Origin of the sequence: Lysobacter sp. Root667, assembly GCF_001427715.1 — a bacterium.
Classification (GTDB): Bacteria; Pseudomonadota; Gammaproteobacteria; order Xanthomonadales; family Xanthomonadaceae; genus Lysobacter.
Map to the genome: position 1 here is coordinate 133,707 of NZ_LMHF01000013.1, position 14,792 is coordinate 148,498.

15 protein-coding genes and 3 tRNA genes are annotated in these 14,792 nt (G+C 70.0%); 12 read left to right on the top strand and 6 right to left on the bottom strand.

The genetic code is table 11. From position 1 onward, the window contains the following. Positions 1–324 precede the first annotated feature (324 nt). The 12 genes from ASD78_RS13330 to ASD78_RS13385 all read left to right on the top strand — a co-directional run bounded on the left by ASD78_RS13330 (position 325) and on the right by ASD78_RS13385 (position 11,556). Positions 325–2,691, top strand: coding sequence for a DNA internalization-related competence protein ComEC/Rec2 (locus ASD78_RS13330; protein WP_056102165.1), 2,367 nt, complete (start codon positions 325–327; stop codon positions 2,689–2,691). A 28-nt stretch (positions 2,692–2,719) separates the two neighbouring features. Then, a complete protein-coding gene (locus ASD78_RS13335) occupies positions 2,720–3,382 on the top strand; it encodes a MotA/TolQ/ExbB proton channel family protein (RefSeq protein ID WP_056102168.1) in 663 nt (220 codons plus the stop codon). A gap of 16 nt (positions 3,383–3,398) precedes the next feature. Continuing rightward, on the top strand, positions 3,399–3,848 hold the full coding sequence (locus ASD78_RS13340; protein WP_055906327.1) for a biopolymer transporter ExbD: 450 nt from the start codon (positions 3,399–3,401) through the stop codon (positions 3,846–3,848). Continuing rightward, entirely contained in the window at positions 3,845–5,593 is a 1,749-nt protein-coding gene (gene msbA, locus ASD78_RS13345; RefSeq protein WP_235565862.1) for a lipid A export permease/ATP-binding protein MsbA, read from the top strand. Before ASD78_RS13340 ends, msbA begins: the two co-directional genes overlap by 4 nt. 2 nt (positions 5,594–5,595) lie before the next feature. Next, positions 5,596–6,648: a tetraacyldisaccharide 4'-kinase gene (gene lpxK / locus ASD78_RS13350; RefSeq protein ID WP_056102171.1), complete on the top strand. Its 1,053-nt coding sequence runs from the start codon at positions 5,596–5,598 to the stop codon at positions 6,646–6,648. 146 nt (positions 6,649–6,794) lie between these two features. Beyond that, the gene (gene kdsB, locus ASD78_RS13355; protein ID WP_056102924.1) at positions 6,795–7,562 is read left to right on the top strand and encodes a 3-deoxy-manno-octulosonate cytidylyltransferase; all 768 of its coding nucleotides are present in this window, start codon (positions 6,795–6,797) and stop codon (positions 7,560–7,562) included. Between the two features lie 3 nt (positions 7,563–7,565). After that, on the top strand, positions 7,566–8,048 hold the full coding sequence (locus tag ASD78_RS13360) for a low molecular weight protein-tyrosine-phosphatase (protein WP_056102173.1): 483 nt from the start codon (positions 7,566–7,568) through the stop codon (positions 8,046–8,048). Between the two features lie 311 nt (positions 8,049–8,359). Beyond that, positions 8,360–10,252, top strand: coding sequence for an excinuclease ABC subunit UvrC (gene uvrC, locus ASD78_RS13365; protein WP_055906340.1), 1,893 nt, complete (start codon positions 8,360–8,362; stop codon positions 10,250–10,252). Continuing rightward, positions 10,249–10,824 carry a CDP-diacylglycerol--glycerol-3-phosphate 3-phosphatidyltransferase gene (gene pgsA / locus ASD78_RS13370; protein WP_056102175.1) on the top strand — a complete coding sequence of 192 codons (576 nt, stop codon included), beginning with the start codon at positions 10,249–10,251 and terminating at the stop codon, positions 10,822–10,824. The genes uvrC and pgsA overlap by 4 nt, the downstream gene beginning before the upstream one ends. A gap of 128 nt (positions 10,825–10,952) precedes the next feature. Then, positions 10,953–11,028, top strand: a tRNA-Gly gene (locus ASD78_RS13375). 119 nt (positions 11,029–11,147) lie between these two features. Continuing rightward, positions 11,148–11,221 (top strand) — tRNA-Cys (locus tag ASD78_RS13380). A 248-nt stretch (positions 11,222–11,469) separates the two neighbouring features. Then, positions 11,470–11,556, top strand: a tRNA-Leu gene (locus tag ASD78_RS13385). Positions 11,557–11,627: 71 nt separating this feature from the next. Here ASD78_RS13385 and ASD78_RS13390 read toward each other — a convergent pair. From ASD78_RS13390 to ASD78_RS13415, 6 genes are read right to left on the bottom strand one after another with little or no spacing between them, the layout of a single operon-like run. After that, entirely contained in the window at positions 11,628–12,656 is a 1,029-nt protein-coding gene (locus tag ASD78_RS13390; protein WP_056102178.1) for a tyrosine-type recombinase/integrase, read from the bottom strand. Between the two features lies 1 nt (position 12,657). Next, on the bottom strand, positions 12,658–12,864 hold the full coding sequence (locus ASD78_RS13395) for a DUF4224 domain-containing protein (RefSeq protein ID WP_056102181.1): 207 nt from the start codon (positions 12,862–12,864) through the stop codon (positions 12,658–12,660). Then, complete coding sequence (locus ASD78_RS13400) at positions 12,861–13,127, bottom strand: hypothetical protein (protein WP_056102184.1); 267 nt, start codon at positions 13,125–13,127, stop codon at positions 12,861–12,863. The genes ASD78_RS13395 and ASD78_RS13400 overlap by 4 nt, the downstream gene beginning before the upstream one ends. Continuing rightward, positions 13,124–13,792 (bottom strand): hypothetical protein, encoded by a 669-nt coding sequence (locus tag ASD78_RS13405; RefSeq protein ID WP_056102187.1) that lies wholly within the window; start codon positions 13,790–13,792, stop codon positions 13,124–13,126. The genes ASD78_RS13400 and ASD78_RS13405 overlap by 4 nt, the downstream gene beginning before the upstream one ends. Further along, positions 13,785–13,988, bottom strand: a complete 204-nt coding sequence (locus ASD78_RS13410; RefSeq protein ID WP_056102190.1) for a hypothetical protein — start codon at positions 13,986–13,988, stop codon at positions 13,785–13,787. The genes ASD78_RS13405 and ASD78_RS13410 overlap by 8 nt, the downstream gene beginning before the upstream one ends. Beyond that, positions 13,981–14,712 carry a hypothetical protein gene (locus ASD78_RS13415; RefSeq protein ID WP_056102194.1) on the bottom strand — a complete coding sequence of 244 codons (732 nt, stop codon included), beginning with the start codon at positions 14,710–14,712 and terminating at the stop codon, positions 13,981–13,983. The genes ASD78_RS13410 and ASD78_RS13415 overlap by 8 nt, the downstream gene beginning before the upstream one ends. Positions 14,713–14,792: the final 80 nt, after the last annotated feature.

The following is a 14,792-nucleotide window of genomic DNA, read 5'->3' on the forward strand; positions in this document are numbered from 1 at the left end:
GCGAGCGGATCCGCCGTCGGGCGAATCCGATTCCGCGACATAAGCGGTTGAACTAGCCCCAAGGCCGACCCCGAGTCCGGACCGCCAGCCGAACTGCCCGGATCATAAACCTGGGGCCGGTGCTGCTCGCCAGCCGGGAATCGGAATTTTCCTACGCGAGCGGACGTGCCTTCGCCGATACCGCGGCCCGGCGGCCACGCCTAGTCTCGTTACCGAGTCTCGACGGAGCGGCGACGAATGGAAGCGAACAGGGCGGCGGGTTGGGCTGCGCAGGCCGCGAGGTCGGAAGTGCCGGCGCAACGGGCCGATGCCCAGGTGCCGGCCATGGCTCCCTTCGGCGCGATGGTGGCGTTCGCATTGCTCATCGGAGCCGCGGTGGCGCTTGCTTGCCCGAAGCTGCCGGCGCTGGTTGGTCTTTGGATCGCGCTAGCGCTCGGTGCGTACGGCTGGGCGCGCGGTCGCAGAATAGGGCGCTGGCTCGGCGTCCTGTCGGTCGGTTTCGCGTTGACGGGCTTGCATGCGGCTTACGCCTTGTCGCTGCAGTTGCCGGTGGACTGGGAGCGGCGCGAAGCGACGGTCTCCGGCCGTGTGGTCGAACTGCCGGCGCACGAAGTCCGCCGCACCCGTTTTCTCTTCCGCGTCGACGGCGACGCCGAGCAGCCGGCACCGCTGCGCGGCCGCCTGCTGCGCCTGTCCTGGTACAGCCAGGACCGTGCCGAGCGCGCGGCCTTGCGCGCCGGCCAGCGCTGGCAGTGGCGGGTGCGCGTGCGGGCGCCGCGCGGGCTGCGCAACCCGGGTGCGCCGGACGCGGAGAAGTACGCGCTGATGCAGCGCCTGACCGCGACCGGCTATCTGCTCGAACCGGGCGATGCGCGTTTGCTCGCACCGGCGGCGGGCCTGGATGCGTTGCGGGAACGATTGTCCGACCGGATCGCCGAGGCCGTGGTCGCACCATCCTCGCGCTACGTGCGCGCGCTCGCGCTGGGTGACACGCGCGGCTTGGACGAGCGCGACTGGGAGATCCTGCGTGCGAACGGTTTGACCCACCTGATCGCCATCTCCGGTTTCCACGTCGGCCTGGTCGCGGGTTTCTTCGCACTGATCGTGCGGGGGCTGTGGCGGATGTGGCCGAGCTTGGGACGACGCTGGCCGCGGCCGGTCGTGGCCGCGTTGGCGGCGACCGCGGGGGCGTTGCTGTACACCGCGCTCGCAGGTTTCGCGCTGCCGACGGTCCGCACCATGCTGATGATCGCGGTGGTCGCCGGGGTGCGGGCATCGCGACGGCCGTCCGATGCGGTCGCAGCCCTGGCGCTGGCGGCGATCGCGGTGCTGCTGGTCGATCCGCTGGCCCTGCTGGGCGCGGGTTTCTGGCTGAGCTTCCTCGGCGTGGCCTGGCTGCTGTGGTGCCTGCCGCACGGCGGGCCGCGGCGTTCGCTGCTGCGCGAGTTCATGTCGGCGCAGGGCGTGGCGACCCTGGGCCTGTTGCCGCTGTGCGTGGCGCTGTTCGGCCAGGCCTCGCTGGCCGGGCCGCTCGCCAACCTGTTCGCGGTGCCCTGGTGGAGCCTGATCGTCGTGCCCTTGGCGTTGATCGGTACCGCGCTGGACCTGCTCTGGACCGGCGCGGGCGAGGGCGCTTGGCGGCTTGCGGCGAGCTGCTTCGATCTGAGCTGGCCGCTGTTCGAGCGTCTGGCCGGGAGCGGGCTGGCCCTGTGGTGGCTGCCGGAGCCGCATTGGCTCGCCTTGCCCTCGGCCCTGCTCGGGGCGTTCTGGCTGCTGTTGCCGCGCGGAGTGCCGGGCAAGCCCCTGGCTTTGCTGCTGTGGCTGCCGCTGCTGTGGCCGGACCGGCACCTGCCCGAGCCCGGCGAGGCCGAGCTGACCGTGATCGACGTCGGCCAGGGCCTGTCGGTACACGTGCGTACCGCGCGCCACAGTCTGCTCTACGACTTCGGGCCGGCAGCGCCGGACGGCTACGACGCCGGCGAACGGGCGGTGGTGCCGACCCTGCACGGCTTGGGCGTGCGCTCGCTGGACCGGATGGTGGTCAGCCACGCCGACAACGACCATGCCGGCGGCCTGGAGTCCGTCGCGCGGGTGTTCCCGGCCCCGGACCGGCGTGCGCCCGAGGGCGCCGGGATCGCCCTGGCGCGGCCCTGCGTCGCAGGCCAGGCCTGGACCTGGGACGGCGTGCGTTTTCGCTTCCTGCATCCGCCGCCGCACTTTCCTTACCTGCGCAACGAATCCTGCTGCGTGCTGCGGATCGAAACCGCGCATGGGGCGGCCCTGCTGACCGGCGACATCGGCGAGGTGGTCGAGCGCGATCTGGTCCGCCTGGACCACCAAAACGGCACCCAGGACCTGCACGCCGACGTGGTCCTGATCGCCCACCACGGCAGCAGCGGCTCCTCCGATCCGAGTTTCGTCGCCGCCACCGGCGCCCGCCATGCGCTGGTCTCCAGCGGTTACGGCAACCGCTACGGCCATCCCAAGCCGGAGGTGCTGGCGCGCTGGCGCAACGCCGGAGCGCAGACCTGGGACACCAGCCGGGGCGGGGCGCTGCGGCTGCGCCTGGGCGGCAGCGACGGGGCCGGCGGAATCCAGGTCGAAACGCGACGCCAGGCACATCCGAGGCTGTGGGACGCGGCCCGACGGGTGGAGGTCGCACCGGCTGGGCTATCCTATCGGCTTGAATGAAGCGGCCGAATGGGCCGGAGGTTCGCGAGTGCTGGAACTGGTCAAGGCCGGCGGTTGGCCGATGATCCCGCTGTTGCTGCTGTCGGCCGTCGCGCTGGCGATCATCATCGAGCGGTTGTGGACGTTGCGACGCAAGGCCGTGCTGCCGCCCGACCTGGGCAAGGAAGTCCGCGCCTGGGCCGGCCGCGGCAAGCTGGACCCGGCCCATATCGAGTCGCTGCGCGCGACCTCGCCGCTGGGCGCCTTGCTGGCCGCCGCGCTGGACGTGCGCGGCCGTCCGCGCGACGAGATCCGCGAGCGCATCGAGGACGTCGGCCGCCACCTGGTCCACCGCATGGAGCGCTACCTCAACACCCTGGGCACGATCTCCGCCGCCGGCCCGCTGTTGGGCCTGTTCGGCACCGTGGTCGGCATGATCCAGATGTTCCTGGGCATCCTCGATCACGGCATCGGCGACGTGAACCAGCTCGCCGGCGGTATCGGCAAGGCCCTGGTCTGCACCGCCGCCGGCATGATCGTGGCGATCCCGGCGTTGATCGCGCACCGCTGGTTCCGCGGTCGCATTGCCGAGTACATCGTGGCGATGGAGCACGAGGCGATCCAGTTGCTCGACACCCTGGACACGCGCTCGCACGCGCGTCCGGCCGCCGCCGCCGCGGCGACGCCGGCGCAGCCGCAGGTCGTGGGCTGAGGCAGGGCGGGCAGGCATGCGCATTCGCGACCACCGCGCCGACGATGAGCCGGAGATCAACCTGGTCCCGTTGATCGACGTGATCCTGGTGCTGATCATCTTCTTCGTGGTCACCGCCACCTTCGACGCGCGCTCGGTGCTCAAGCTCGAGCTGCCGCGCGCCAGCGGCGAGCCGGTCAGCGACGCCTCCAAGGCGCTGATCGTGCTGGTCAACGCCGAAGGCCGTTATTTCGTCGACGATCGCGAAGTGCTGCGCGACGATCTGGAATCGCTGAAGACCACCATCGCCGAGGTCGCCGGCAGCGACCGCGACCGCCAGGTGATGCTGCGCGCCGACGCCCGCACGCCGTACCAGGCCGTGGTGACGGTGTACGACGCGCTGGGCCAGCTCGGTTTCCGCCGGATCATGAGCGCGACCGCACCGCCGGCCAACGCCGGTCCTGCCCCCAGCGAGGGCAAGCGGTGACCGGTCAGGTATCGCCCTGGCAGACCTACCGCCGCCTGCTGGGCTACGCCCGTCCCTACAGCGCGCTGCTGTGGCTGGCCCTGTTCGGCATGCTGGTCGAGGCCGCCGCGGCCGGCGTGTTCACCACCTTGATGACGCCGATCATCAACCTGACCTTCATCGAGAAGGAAAAGAAGCTCAGCACGCTGCTGCCGCTGGCGATCGTCGGCCTGTTCCTGCTGCGCGGCATCGCCGGCTACGTCACCGACTTCCACATGGCCAAGGCCGGCCGCAGCATCGCCCGCGACATGCGCGTGAACGTGCTGGGCAAGTACCTGCGTCTGCCGGGCCTGCGCTTCGACACCGAGCCGGTGCCGTCGATGCTGGTGCGGCTGGGCTCGGACAGCGACCAGGTCGCGCAGGCCGCGGTCGATGCGATGAAGGTGATGCTGCAGCAGAGCTTCCAGGCGATGGCCCTGCTCGGCGCGATGCTGTACGCGAGCTGGCAGGTGACCCTGGCGGTGCTGCTGATGGCGCCGCCGCTGGCCTTCGTGATGGACAAGATCGGCCGCCGCTACCGCCGCATCAGCCACCGCATCCAGGAAAGCGCGGGCGCGCTGCTGCAGTCGGCCGACCAGGCCCTGGGCAATCAGCAGGAGGTCAAGGTCTACGGCGCGCAGCAGGTCGAGCTGGAGCGCTACGCCGCGATCGCCGACAACCACCTCAAGCTCAGCATGAAGGTCGAATCCACGCGTTCCATCGCCTCGGCGATGGTGCAGCTGATGGGCGCGGTCGGCTTGGCGCTGTTGCTGTTCGTGGCCGGGCGCGAGGCCCTGGCCGGACGCCTGGACGCGGGCAAGTTCGTGACCCTGATGACCTCGATGATCGCGATCATCCCGGCGCTGCGTCAGCTCACCAACGTGCAGAACATGCTGCAGCGGGGCGTGGCCTCGGCCGAACGCCTGTTCTCGGTGCTGGATGCCGACGACGAGCCCGACAACGGCAGCCGTCCGCTGACCCGGGCACGCGGTGAAATCGAATTCCGCGACGTGGTCGCGCGCTATCCGGGCCAGAAGGACCCGGCCCTGGCCGACATCAGTTTCAGCGCGCGGCCGGGTACGGTCACCGCGATCGTCGGCCGTTCCGGCAGCGGCAAGTCGACCCTGATCAAGCTGCTGCCGCGCTTCTACGAACCCGAGTCGGGCCAGATCCTGCTCGACGGCCACCCGCTGCAGGACTACCGCCTGTCCGACCTGCGCCGCCAGATCGCCCTGGTCGGGCAGCAGGTGATGCTGTTCGACGGCACCGTCGCGGCCAACGTCGCTTACGGCGAATTGCAGCAGGCGCCGCCGGAAGGCCTGGACCGCGCGGTGCGCGGCGCCAACGCCATGGAGTTCGTCGAGCGCCTGCCCGAAGGCGTGCAGACCCATATCGGCGCCAAGGGCGGCAAGCTGTCCGGCGGCCAGCGCCAGCGTCTGGCGATCGCGCGCGCCATGCTCAAGGACGCGCCGATCCTGATCCTGGACGAGGCCACCGCGGCGCTGGACACCGAATCCGAGCGCCTGGTGCAGGACGCGCTGGAACGGCTGATGCCCGACCGCACGACGCTGGTGATCGCGCACCGGCTCTCGACCATCGAGCACGCCGACCAGGTGCTGGTGCTGGACCAGGGTCGCATCGTCGAGCGCGGCAGCCACGCGCAGTTGCTGGAGCAGGGCGGGCTGTACGCGCACCTGCACCGCATGCAGTTCCGCGAGGCCGAATAAGCATGGCCGGCGGATCGCACGAACGCCGCGTACGCCTGCCGGCGTACTGGTACGGCGACGCTCCCGTTCCGATCGGCGCGCGGCTGTTGTCGGGCCTGTACGGCGCGGTGACCGGCCTGCGCCGCAGCCTGTACCTGAAAGGCTGGCTGCGCCGCCACCATCCCGGCGTGCCGGTGATCGTGGTCGGCAACATCACCGCCGGCGGCGCCGGCAAGACCCCGATGACCATCGCCCTGGTCGAGCGCCTGCGCGCCGAAGGTCGGACCCCGGGCGTCGCCAGCCGCGGCTACGGCCGCGACGGTTCGGCCCCGCCGATGTGGGTCGAAGGCACCAGCGATCCGGCCCTGGGCGGCGACGAGCCGGTGCTGATCGCCGCCCGCACCGGGGTCAAGGTCCGGGTCGACCGCGACCGCGCCGCGGCCGCGCGCGCCCTGGTCGAAGCCGGCTGCGACGTGGTGGTCTGCGACGACGGCCTGCAGCACTACCGGCTGGCGCGCGATATCGAGATCGAAGTGGTCGACGGCCGCCGCCGTTACGGCAACGGCCAACTGCTGCCCGCCGGGCCGCTGCGCGAGTTGCCCGAGCGCGCGGCGCGCTGCGACTTCCGCGTCGTCAACATTTCCCAGGCCAACGTCGCCAGCGGCGTCGGCGGCGGCGAGACCGGCTTCGGCGAATGGCCGATGCGCCTGATCGCCGACCAGGTGCAGCCGGTGCTGGGCGGGCGCTCGCGCAAGCTGGGCGCGTACTCCGGCCAGCGCGTGCATGCGGTGGCCGGCATCGGCGACCCCGAGCGCTTCTTCGCCATGCTGCGCGGCTTCGGCATCGCCGTGGTCCCGCACGCGTTTCCCGATCATCACCGCTACAGCGCCGCCGACTTCGAGTTCGGCAGCCAACTGCCGGTGCTGATGACCGAGAAAGACGCGGTCAAGCTGGCCGGCGAGGGCGAGGGCTCGTTCGTCGGCGATCAGTATTTCAGCGTGCCGGTGCGCACCGAATTGCCCGAGGCGTTCTGGGTGTCGCTGCTGGACAAGCTGGCCGCGCTCAAGGGGCGCTAGGCGCGGCAGGGTTCGGGCGCGGCACGCAGCGTCGTGCTATCGCTTCCGCCTGCTGTCGTAGCATGCTCCGGCGTCGCCCCGAACGCTCCGCGCTCCGCGGACGCACCGACTCGCCGCGGCACGGCCGCATCCCGCTGGAGTTCCGCATGAGCAAGGATTTCGTCGTCGCCATCCCCGCCCGTTACGCCGCCACGCGTCTGCCGGGCAAACCCTTGCGCCTGCTCGCGGGCGAGCCGCTGGTGCTGCACGTCGCGCGGCGTGCGCTTGCGGCCGGCGCGAGCGAGGTGTGGGTGGCGGCCGACGATGAACGCATCGCCGAGGCGCTGCGCGACAGCGGCGTGCGGGTGGCGATGACCTCGACCGAACACGCCTCCGGGACCGACCGCCTGGCCGAGTGCGCGCGCATCGCCGGCTGGGCCGACGACACCGTGGTGGTGAATCTGCAGGGCGACGAGCCGTTCGCGCCGGCGGCGGGCTTACGAGCCTGCGCGGCGGCCTTGCGCGCGAGCGACGCCGAGATGTCGACCCTGGCCGCGCCGGTGACCGAAGTCGAGACCTTGCTGGATCCGAACGCGGTCAAGCTGGTGCGCGCGGCCAACGGCGACGCGCTGTACTTCAGCCGCGCGCCGATTCCATGGCCGCGCGACGCCTTCGCCCGCGACCGCGATCGCATGCCCGAGCGCGGCGAGTGGCTGCGCCACATCGGCATCTACGGCTACCGCGCCGGCTTCCTGCAGCGTTTCGCGGCGATGCCGCCGGGACGCCTGGAAACGATCGAATCGCTGGAGCAGCTGCGCGTGCTCGAGGCCGGCCACCGCATCGCGGTCGCGCTGACGCCCGAGCCGTTCCCGCCCGGCGTCGACACGCCCGAGGACCTGCAGCGCGCCGAGGCGCGCCTGGCCCAGGGCGCCTGAGCCGTGCGCCTGCTGGTGGTCTGCCTGGGCAACATCTGCCGCTCGCCGGTGGCCGAAGGCGTGCTGCGTGCGCGCATCGCCGCATCCAGCGTGGCCGGGCGGGTCGAGCTGGATTCGGCCGGCACCGGCGACTGGCACGTCGGCCAGCCGCCGGACCGGCGCGCGATCGCCAACGCTGCCGAGCACGGCATCGACATCTCGGGCCTGCGCGCGCGCCAGCTCGCCGCCTCCGACTACCGCGACTTCGACTGGCTGCTGTGCGCCGACCGCGCCAACCTGCGCGACGTGCGTGCGCGGGCGCCGCGCGGCGCCCGCGCGCAGATGGCATTGCTGCTGGATTGGACCGGCGTGGAAACGCAGGGCGAGGTGCCCGATCCCTACACCGGCGGGCCGGCCCAGTTCGAGCACGTATTCCGCTTGCTCGACCGTGCCGCCGACGGCGCGATCGCGCGGCTGCGCGAGGAACTGGGCGAGCGCGGGCGCTGATCCCCGCGGTGCCCTTTGGAAGCGGGAAGACCCGCGATATCCCGGGGCGACGATAGCGGGCCCGAAGCCGCTCCGGTCGTTCCCCCCTGCGCAAAAGAGCAGGGGTTTGCTCCAACGGTCCGCAAACCCCGTTCCAGCGCCGCCATCTTGCCTTCACGCATAATCGGCCCTATCCAGTAGCCGATGTTCGCGACCGTGACCGCCCGCAGCCTGCCAGCCGTTCCGCCCGCCACGCGCCCTGACGGGTCGCGCGCGGCCGTGCGCCTGCGCGGCCAGGGCATGCGCGGCCGAGGCATACCGGGGCAGGGCGCATGAGCGCGTCGCCGCCGCCGTTCGACGGCAAGTCCTTCGTCAAGAAGCTCAGCACCGCGCCGGGCGTCTACCGCATGATCGGCGCCGACGACAACGTGCTCTACGTCGGCAAGGCCGGCGCGCTCAAGAACCGCGTCTCCAGCTATTTCAACGCCACGCCCAAGTCGGCCCGGATCCTGTCCATGCTGGCGCAGACCGCGCGCATGGAGGTCACGGTCACCCGCACCGAGGCCGAGGCGCTGATCCTGGAAAACCAGCTGATCAAGTCGCTCAAGCCGCGCTACAACGTGCTGCTGCGCGACGACAAGAGCTACCCCTACGTGCTGATGACCCAGGAAGCCTGGCCGCGCATCGCCATGCACCGCGGTCCGCGCGCGATCCCGGGCCGTTATTTCGGCCCCTACGCCAGCGTCGGCGCGGTGCGCGACACCCTCAACCTGATGCACAAGCTGTTCCGCCTGCGCAGCTGCGAGGACAGCGTGTTCCGCAATCGCTCGCGGCCCTGCCTGCAGCACCAGATCGGCCGCTGCAGCGCGCCCTGCGTGGGCCTGGTCGCGGCGCGCGACTACGCCGAGAGCGTGCGCCGCGCCGGACTGCTGCTGGACGGCCGCAGCGACGAACTCACCGACGAGCTCGGCCGCGCCATGGAAGCGGCCAGCGTGCGCCTGGATTTCGAGGAGGCCGCGCGCATGCGCGACCTGGTCACCTCGATCCGCACCCTGCAGGCGCGCCAGTACGTCGACGGCCGCGCCGCCGACCTCGACGTGCTCGCCGTGGCGATGCAGGGCGTGGCCGCCTGCGTGCTGCTGCTGGCGTTTCGCGACGGCCGCAACCTCGGCACCCGCGCCTTCTATCCCAAGACCAACGGCAGCGACAATCCCGAGGAAGTGCTGGCCGCGTTCGTGTCGCAGTACTACGCCGAGCAGACCCCGCCGGGCGAGATCGTGCTCGACCGCGACATCCCCGACCGCGAACTGATCGAGCAGGCGCTGTCGGCCTCGGGCGAGCGCAAGGTCCAGATCCGCAGCAGCGTGCGCGGCGAACGCGCCGGCTACCTCGACATGGCGCGCCGCAACGCCGAGATGTCGCTGGCCGCCGAACGCACCAGTCACGCCGCCCAGCACGCGCGCGCCGAAGCCCTGCGCGAGATGTTGGGCATGGCCGCGATCCCCGCGCGCATCGAGTGCTTCGACATCAGCCACACCATGGGCGAGGCCACCGTGGCCTCGTGCGTGGTGTTCGACGCCGAGGGCCCGGTGCGCGGCCAGTACCGGCGCTACAACATCGCCGGGATCATCGCCGGCGACGACTACGCGGCCATGAACCAGGCGATCGAGCGCCGTTTCCGGCGCGCGGTCGAAGAGAACGGCGTCATGCCCGACGTGCTGCTGATCGACGGCGGAGCGGGCCAGGTGGCGCAGGCACGGGCGGCGCTGGACGAACTCGGGGTCGAGGGCGTGATCCTGGTCGGCGTGGCCAAGGGCCCGGCCCGGCGGCCCGGCGACGAGGAACTGCTGCTGCCGGACGGCCGCCACCTGCGTCCGGGCGCCGAATCCCCGGCCCTGCAGCTGATCCAGCAGGTCCGCGACGAAGCCCACCGGTTCGCCATCACCGGCCACCGCGGACGCCGCCAGAAGGCGCGCAACAGCAGCCGGCTGGAGGACATCCCGGGCATCGGCCCGCGCCGGCGCGCCAGCCTGCTGCGCCACTTCGGCGGCCTCGGCGGTCTGAAAGCGGCCGGGATCGAGGAAATTTCCCGGGTCGAGGGCGTGAATGCCGCCCTGGCCGAGCGCATCTATGCGACCCTGCACGGGCTGGAGGCACCGGATGCCGGCGCCCCGGCCAAGGCCAACCCGAAAGCGGCCAACGGCGGCACGCGGAGCGAAGGATGAAGTTGACGATACCCACCATGCTGACCCTGGCGCGGATCGTATTGATCCCGGTGCTGGTGGTGGTGTTCTACCTGCCGTTCCAGTGGACCAACTTCGCCGCGGCGTTCATTTTCGCCTTCGCCTCGATCACCGATTGGCTGGATGGCTGGATCGCGCGCCGCTACGACCTGTACTCGGCCTTCGGCGCCTTCCTCGATCCGGTCGCCGACAAACTCATGGTCGCCGTGGCGCTGCTGCTGATCGTGCAGAAGCACCCGACGGTGTGGATGACGCTGTGGGCGGCGGTGATCGTCGGCCGCGAGATCGCGGTTTCGGCGCTGCGCGAATGGATGGCCGAACTCGGCCAGCGCGCGGCGGTGAAGGTGGCTACGATCGGCAAGATCAAGACCATCGTGCAGATGGTCGCGCTGGTCTGCCTGCTGTATCAGGAATCCTTTATGGGGCTGCCGATCTTCCGCATCGGCGAATGGCTGCTCGCCGGCGCCGCGTTGCTGACTTTGTGGTCGGGGCTAGCGTATTTGCGCGCGGCATGGCCTATAATGCGCGAAGACGCGAAGGGCCCCTCGGGCTGATCGCGGCGTCCGCCACCGGGGTACGGGTGGTTGGGTGCACCGGGGCTGAAGCCCGGGTTCGAGGCAGCAAGGAAAACGAAATTGGGTGTTGACAGTTTTGTTTCCATGCCTAAAATGTTGGTTCCTCTGCGGGAATAGCTCAGTTGGTAGAGCACTACCTTGCCAAGGTAGATGTCGCGAGTTCGAGTCTCGTTTCCCGCTCCAAATTCGAGGAGTCATCCTCAGGAACAAAGCCCCGCATGCGGGGTTTTGTTTTTTCGGCGGCAGCCCATGCGTAACGTGGGCAATCGTCACCGCAGGCGGTATGCTTGCGACCAGTCACCGGCCGGGTGGCAGAGTGGTTATGCAGCGGACTGCAAATCCGCGTACGCCGGTTCAATTCCGACCTCGGCCTCCAATTTCGGACCCTGTACGCAGGGTCCGGCTTTATCGGAACTCCGAAGCCCCGCGCAAGCGGGGCTTTTTTTTGCGCGCGCAGCCGCGGCGTAGGGAGGCGCGCGCTGCGATGGCGGCCGCGTCGCGTAGAGCGCTTCGTGATCCTGCGGCAGGGGCGGTCCATCGTCGCAGGCCGCGCATCGACCCGGTCGGCCGGCTTTCCTGGCCGGCGGCGGCGTGTCGTAAGCTATTGCCGCAGTCGCGGTCCTGGCCCGGATGGCGAAATCGGTAGACGCATCGGACTTAAAATCCGCCGGCCGCAAGGCCATGCCGGTTCGAGTCCGGCTCCGGGCACCAATAGCAGCAAGGGTTTCAGTCAGCGGGGTCGCGAATCGGCCGCTCCGCAAAAATCCGGCCCGCTCCGCAATTCACCTCGTCGGCGTGACTTTCTCGCCGCGGCGCTTGCGCGTGTAGTGCTCGGTCATCACCACCGACGAATGCCCGAGCTGGCGCTGCGCGTGGCGGATATCGCCGGCGGAATCCGCCTTGTCAGTGCCCGCCTTGGCGCGCAGGTCGCGGAACTGCAGCCCGGTGATGCCGGCCTCGACGCACGCCGCCTTCCAGTGCCGCGACATCGTGGCAACGGTGAGGCTGCGCCCGTGCTCGCTGACGACCAGCCGCGTGTTGTGCACCTGGTGCCCGCGCTTGCGCTCTGCGATGCGCGCCAGCACGCCCTGCAGCTCGCCGGCGACCTCTATGCGCAGCTTCGCTCCGGTCTTGCGCTGGCGGACGTGCAGGGCGCCGTCGCGCACGTCCATGTCGGTCATGCGCAGCACGTCGTCGGGGCGCTGGCCGGTGAGGTAGGCCAGGTCCATCGCATCGCGCAGGCAGGCGTCGGCCTTGTTCCAGATCGCGCGGTAGGCGTCGTCCTCCACGTAGACGTCGCGCCCCGATTCCTTGAACCCCTTGATGCCAGCGCAGGGGTTCGGCAGGGCGGTATAGCCCTTGTCGCGCGCGTAGTTCCAGACGTGCGACAGCAACGCTTTCTCGCGGTTGGCGCGGATCTGGCCCTTGCCGCTCTTGGTGCGCCAGGTCATGTACTGGCGGACGTTGACCGACTGGATGGCCTCAAACGGGCCGGGCGGGTCGTCGAAGAACTCGAGCAGCTTTGCGCCCTCGTGCTGGTTGTCCAGTAGCGTGCGGGGCGCCTTGAGCGCGGCCACTTCGACCATGTAGCGATCGAGCACGTATCGGAAGGTCAGGACCGCGGCGGCCGGCGGCGCGCTCTCGCGCTCGATCTCGGCCCAGCGCTTGATAGCCAGGCCGTAGTCGCTGCCTAGGGGCTCCTCGCGCCGCGGCTTGCCGCCGTGGTCGTAGTAGTAGTGCACGACGCCGGACTTCTGCTTTCTGGCCCGGAAATGAGGAATCGCCCCTGCCTTGCTTGGTCGCCTGCCCATGTCACGCCGCCTTGTTGGGCTTCCACGTCGGCGCTGCCGTCGCAGCCGGTGCCGTGTCCTCGACGACCGAGCGTAGCACCACCGGCCAGCCGTGCAGGTCGACGTAGTGCCGGATGCCGTTGGTACGCAGGAAGGCAACCTGGTCTGCGCGCTTGCGCGCACGGGTCAGCTCTGCAATCTCGCTTCGGGACAGGCACAGGTCGGTCATGGGGTGACGCCCAGGTTTCGGAGGTCGATCGCGTCGGCGTGGTCGAGCAGTTCTTTCCGTGCGGCGCGCAGGGCCGCGGCGATGCGCGCGCGCGACCATGCATGCGAGACAGTGACTGAGCGCGGGAGCACGCGGCGTGTGGTGCTGGGGCGGCGGAACAGCCACCAGGTGGTCGCGCCGGCATCGCCATTCGGCTGCCGTGACCAGGCGAAGCGCGGGCCCTTTGCAGGCTGCCTATGCTCGGTGATGTGGCGCGTCTTCATGGTCCAGCCCTCTCGAACTCGATCACCCAGACCCAAGGGTTGCCGTCCCAATCGCCGCCGGTGCTCAGCCATAGGCGCTCGAACTGCTCGCGTAGATGCATCGTCGCGTCGTGCTCGCGCAGGTTCGTGCGCAGCCCCTCGGCTATGCAGTCCTCGGCGGTGATCTCGTGCAGACGCTTGATGCGCACGTTGGTCACCTCCAGACCAATGCGCGACGCCCAGCGCGGCATGAACATCGCGGGCCGATACTTTCCCGCCCAGTCGGGCATCGGCCCGAATGCGGTGGACACATCGCCACTCGAAGTCGACATCCAGCCGCCGGCTTCGTAGTGCACCGTGACGCCGCGACCGTCGGGCCGCGGCAGAATGTCTCGCGGCGCGAGGCCATCGTGGACAGCACCGACGCGCCACGGCTCACGCACCCACAATCGACCGCCCGGCCCCCCGAAGGGGCATCTGACCAACTGGTCTGCGAGCGATGACGTGTTGCGGAACAGCCCACCATAGATTTCGGGGGCGGCCGCTTCAGGCTCGGGGCTGAACATGCCTAAGGTGACTTCGTTGGCCCATGTTCCGCCGCGCACTAGCCGCCGCGTTTGCGTCTTTCGGCCGTCGAGCACGGCGCGGACCATCTCGGGCGAGAACGGGATCGGTAGGTCACGCATCGCGGCGATCCTCAGCCCTGGTGTTGGTGAAGAATCCGCACGTCTGACAACGCTGGCCGTAGCTGGTCTCGTCCATCAAGCCGTGGTCGTTGGGGCATAGACCGCTTCGAATGCGAAAGTCCTGCTCGGCATAGCGCTCGCGCTCGGCGTCGCTGTCGAGACCGATGATGCGTGACGGGTCGATGCGCTCAACCACGGGCCACCTCCGCCCCCGCAGTGGCGCGCGACTCAGCAACTAGCTCATCGTGTCGCGGCCCGCAGAGGACGACGTCGTCGGCACCGCAATAGCGCATCACCTGACGCCAAACGCTGTCCAGGCTGCGGCGATGGACATTCACCAGCGGCCGGTGAGCGACCTGCTCGAACCAGCGCTCAAGCGCCCAGGCGAGCATTCCTTTCGGCACCGCCGGGGCGATGGCGGTGGCGGCTTCTGCAGGATGCTTCCGGGCGTCCGCCAGTCCGCGCGCGTAGCCGCGCTCCTCCTCGCGCCGCAGGTCCGTCGCGAAGCCAGATCGCAGCCTGGCTATCTCGCGGTCTTTGTCGCTGTCCTCCTGGCGATAGCGCGCGAGCGCGGCCTCGTGTTCGCGGAACTTAGCGACGTCGACGAGGCATGCGGGGTCCTGCACTTCGTAGCTGCCGAAATGCTTGGCGGCGCTGGCACTGTCGGTGAATCGCTGGTCGCAGTGAAAGCAACGCCACTCGTCCGGGCTCTGGGTCGGCGCGTTGGCAAGGTTTCGCTTCCGGAACGCGTATGCGGGGCCGGGCTCGATGTCCAACTCCACGAGGCCGAGCACCGTCGTGTTGTCGAGCGGCGTGATCGTCTGAACCGCGCAATCTCGCGTCTTGCACGGAGGCCCTTCGGCCATGGCGCCGTCGCAGCCTCGGTACAGCACAGCGTGGTAGGTGATCGGGTCGGTCACGGCCTAGGCTTCCTTCTGGGGATGGGCTGCGCGGTGATTTGCGCGAACGAGGCGCGCGCGGCGCGGGTGTCGCAGTGCGG

Bases quoted from the DNA above. Each gene is read 5' to 3' on its own strand.
- ASD78_RS13340 (WP_055906327.1), top strand. From the start codon at position 3,399: ATGCGCATTCGCGACCACCGCGCCGACGATGAGCCGGAGATCAACCTG.
- pgsA (WP_056102175.1), top strand. From the start codon at position 10,249: ATGAAGTTGACGATACCCACCATGCTGACCCTGGCGCGGATCGTATTG.
- kdsB (WP_056102924.1), top strand. From the start codon at position 6,795: ATGAGCAAGGATTTCGTCGTCGCCATCCCCGCCCGTTACGCCGCCACG.
- ASD78_RS13395 (WP_056102181.1), bottom strand. From the start codon at position 12,864: ATGACCGACCTGTGCCTGTCCCGAAGCGAGATTGCAGAGCTGACCCGT.
- lpxK (WP_056102171.1), top strand. From the start codon at position 5,596: ATGGCCGGCGGATCGCACGAACGCCGCGTACGCCTGCCGGCGTACTGG.
- ASD78_RS13405 (WP_056102187.1), bottom strand. From the start codon at position 13,792: ATGCGTGACCTACCGATCCCGTTCTCGCCCGAGATGGTCCGCGCCGTG.
- ASD78_RS13400 (WP_056102184.1), bottom strand. From the start codon at position 13,127: ATGAAGACGCGCCACATCACCGAGCATAGGCAGCCTGCAAAGGGCCCG.
- uvrC (WP_055906340.1), top strand. From the start codon at position 8,360: ATGAGCGCGTCGCCGCCGCCGTTCGACGGCAAGTCCTTCGTCAAGAAG.
- ASD78_RS13390 (WP_056102178.1), bottom strand. From the start codon at position 12,656: ATGGGCAGGCGACCAAGCAAGGCAGGGGCGATTCCTCATTTCCGGGCC.
- ASD78_RS13330 (WP_056102165.1), top strand. From the start codon at position 325: ATGGCTCCCTTCGGCGCGATGGTGGCGTTCGCATTGCTCATCGGAGCC.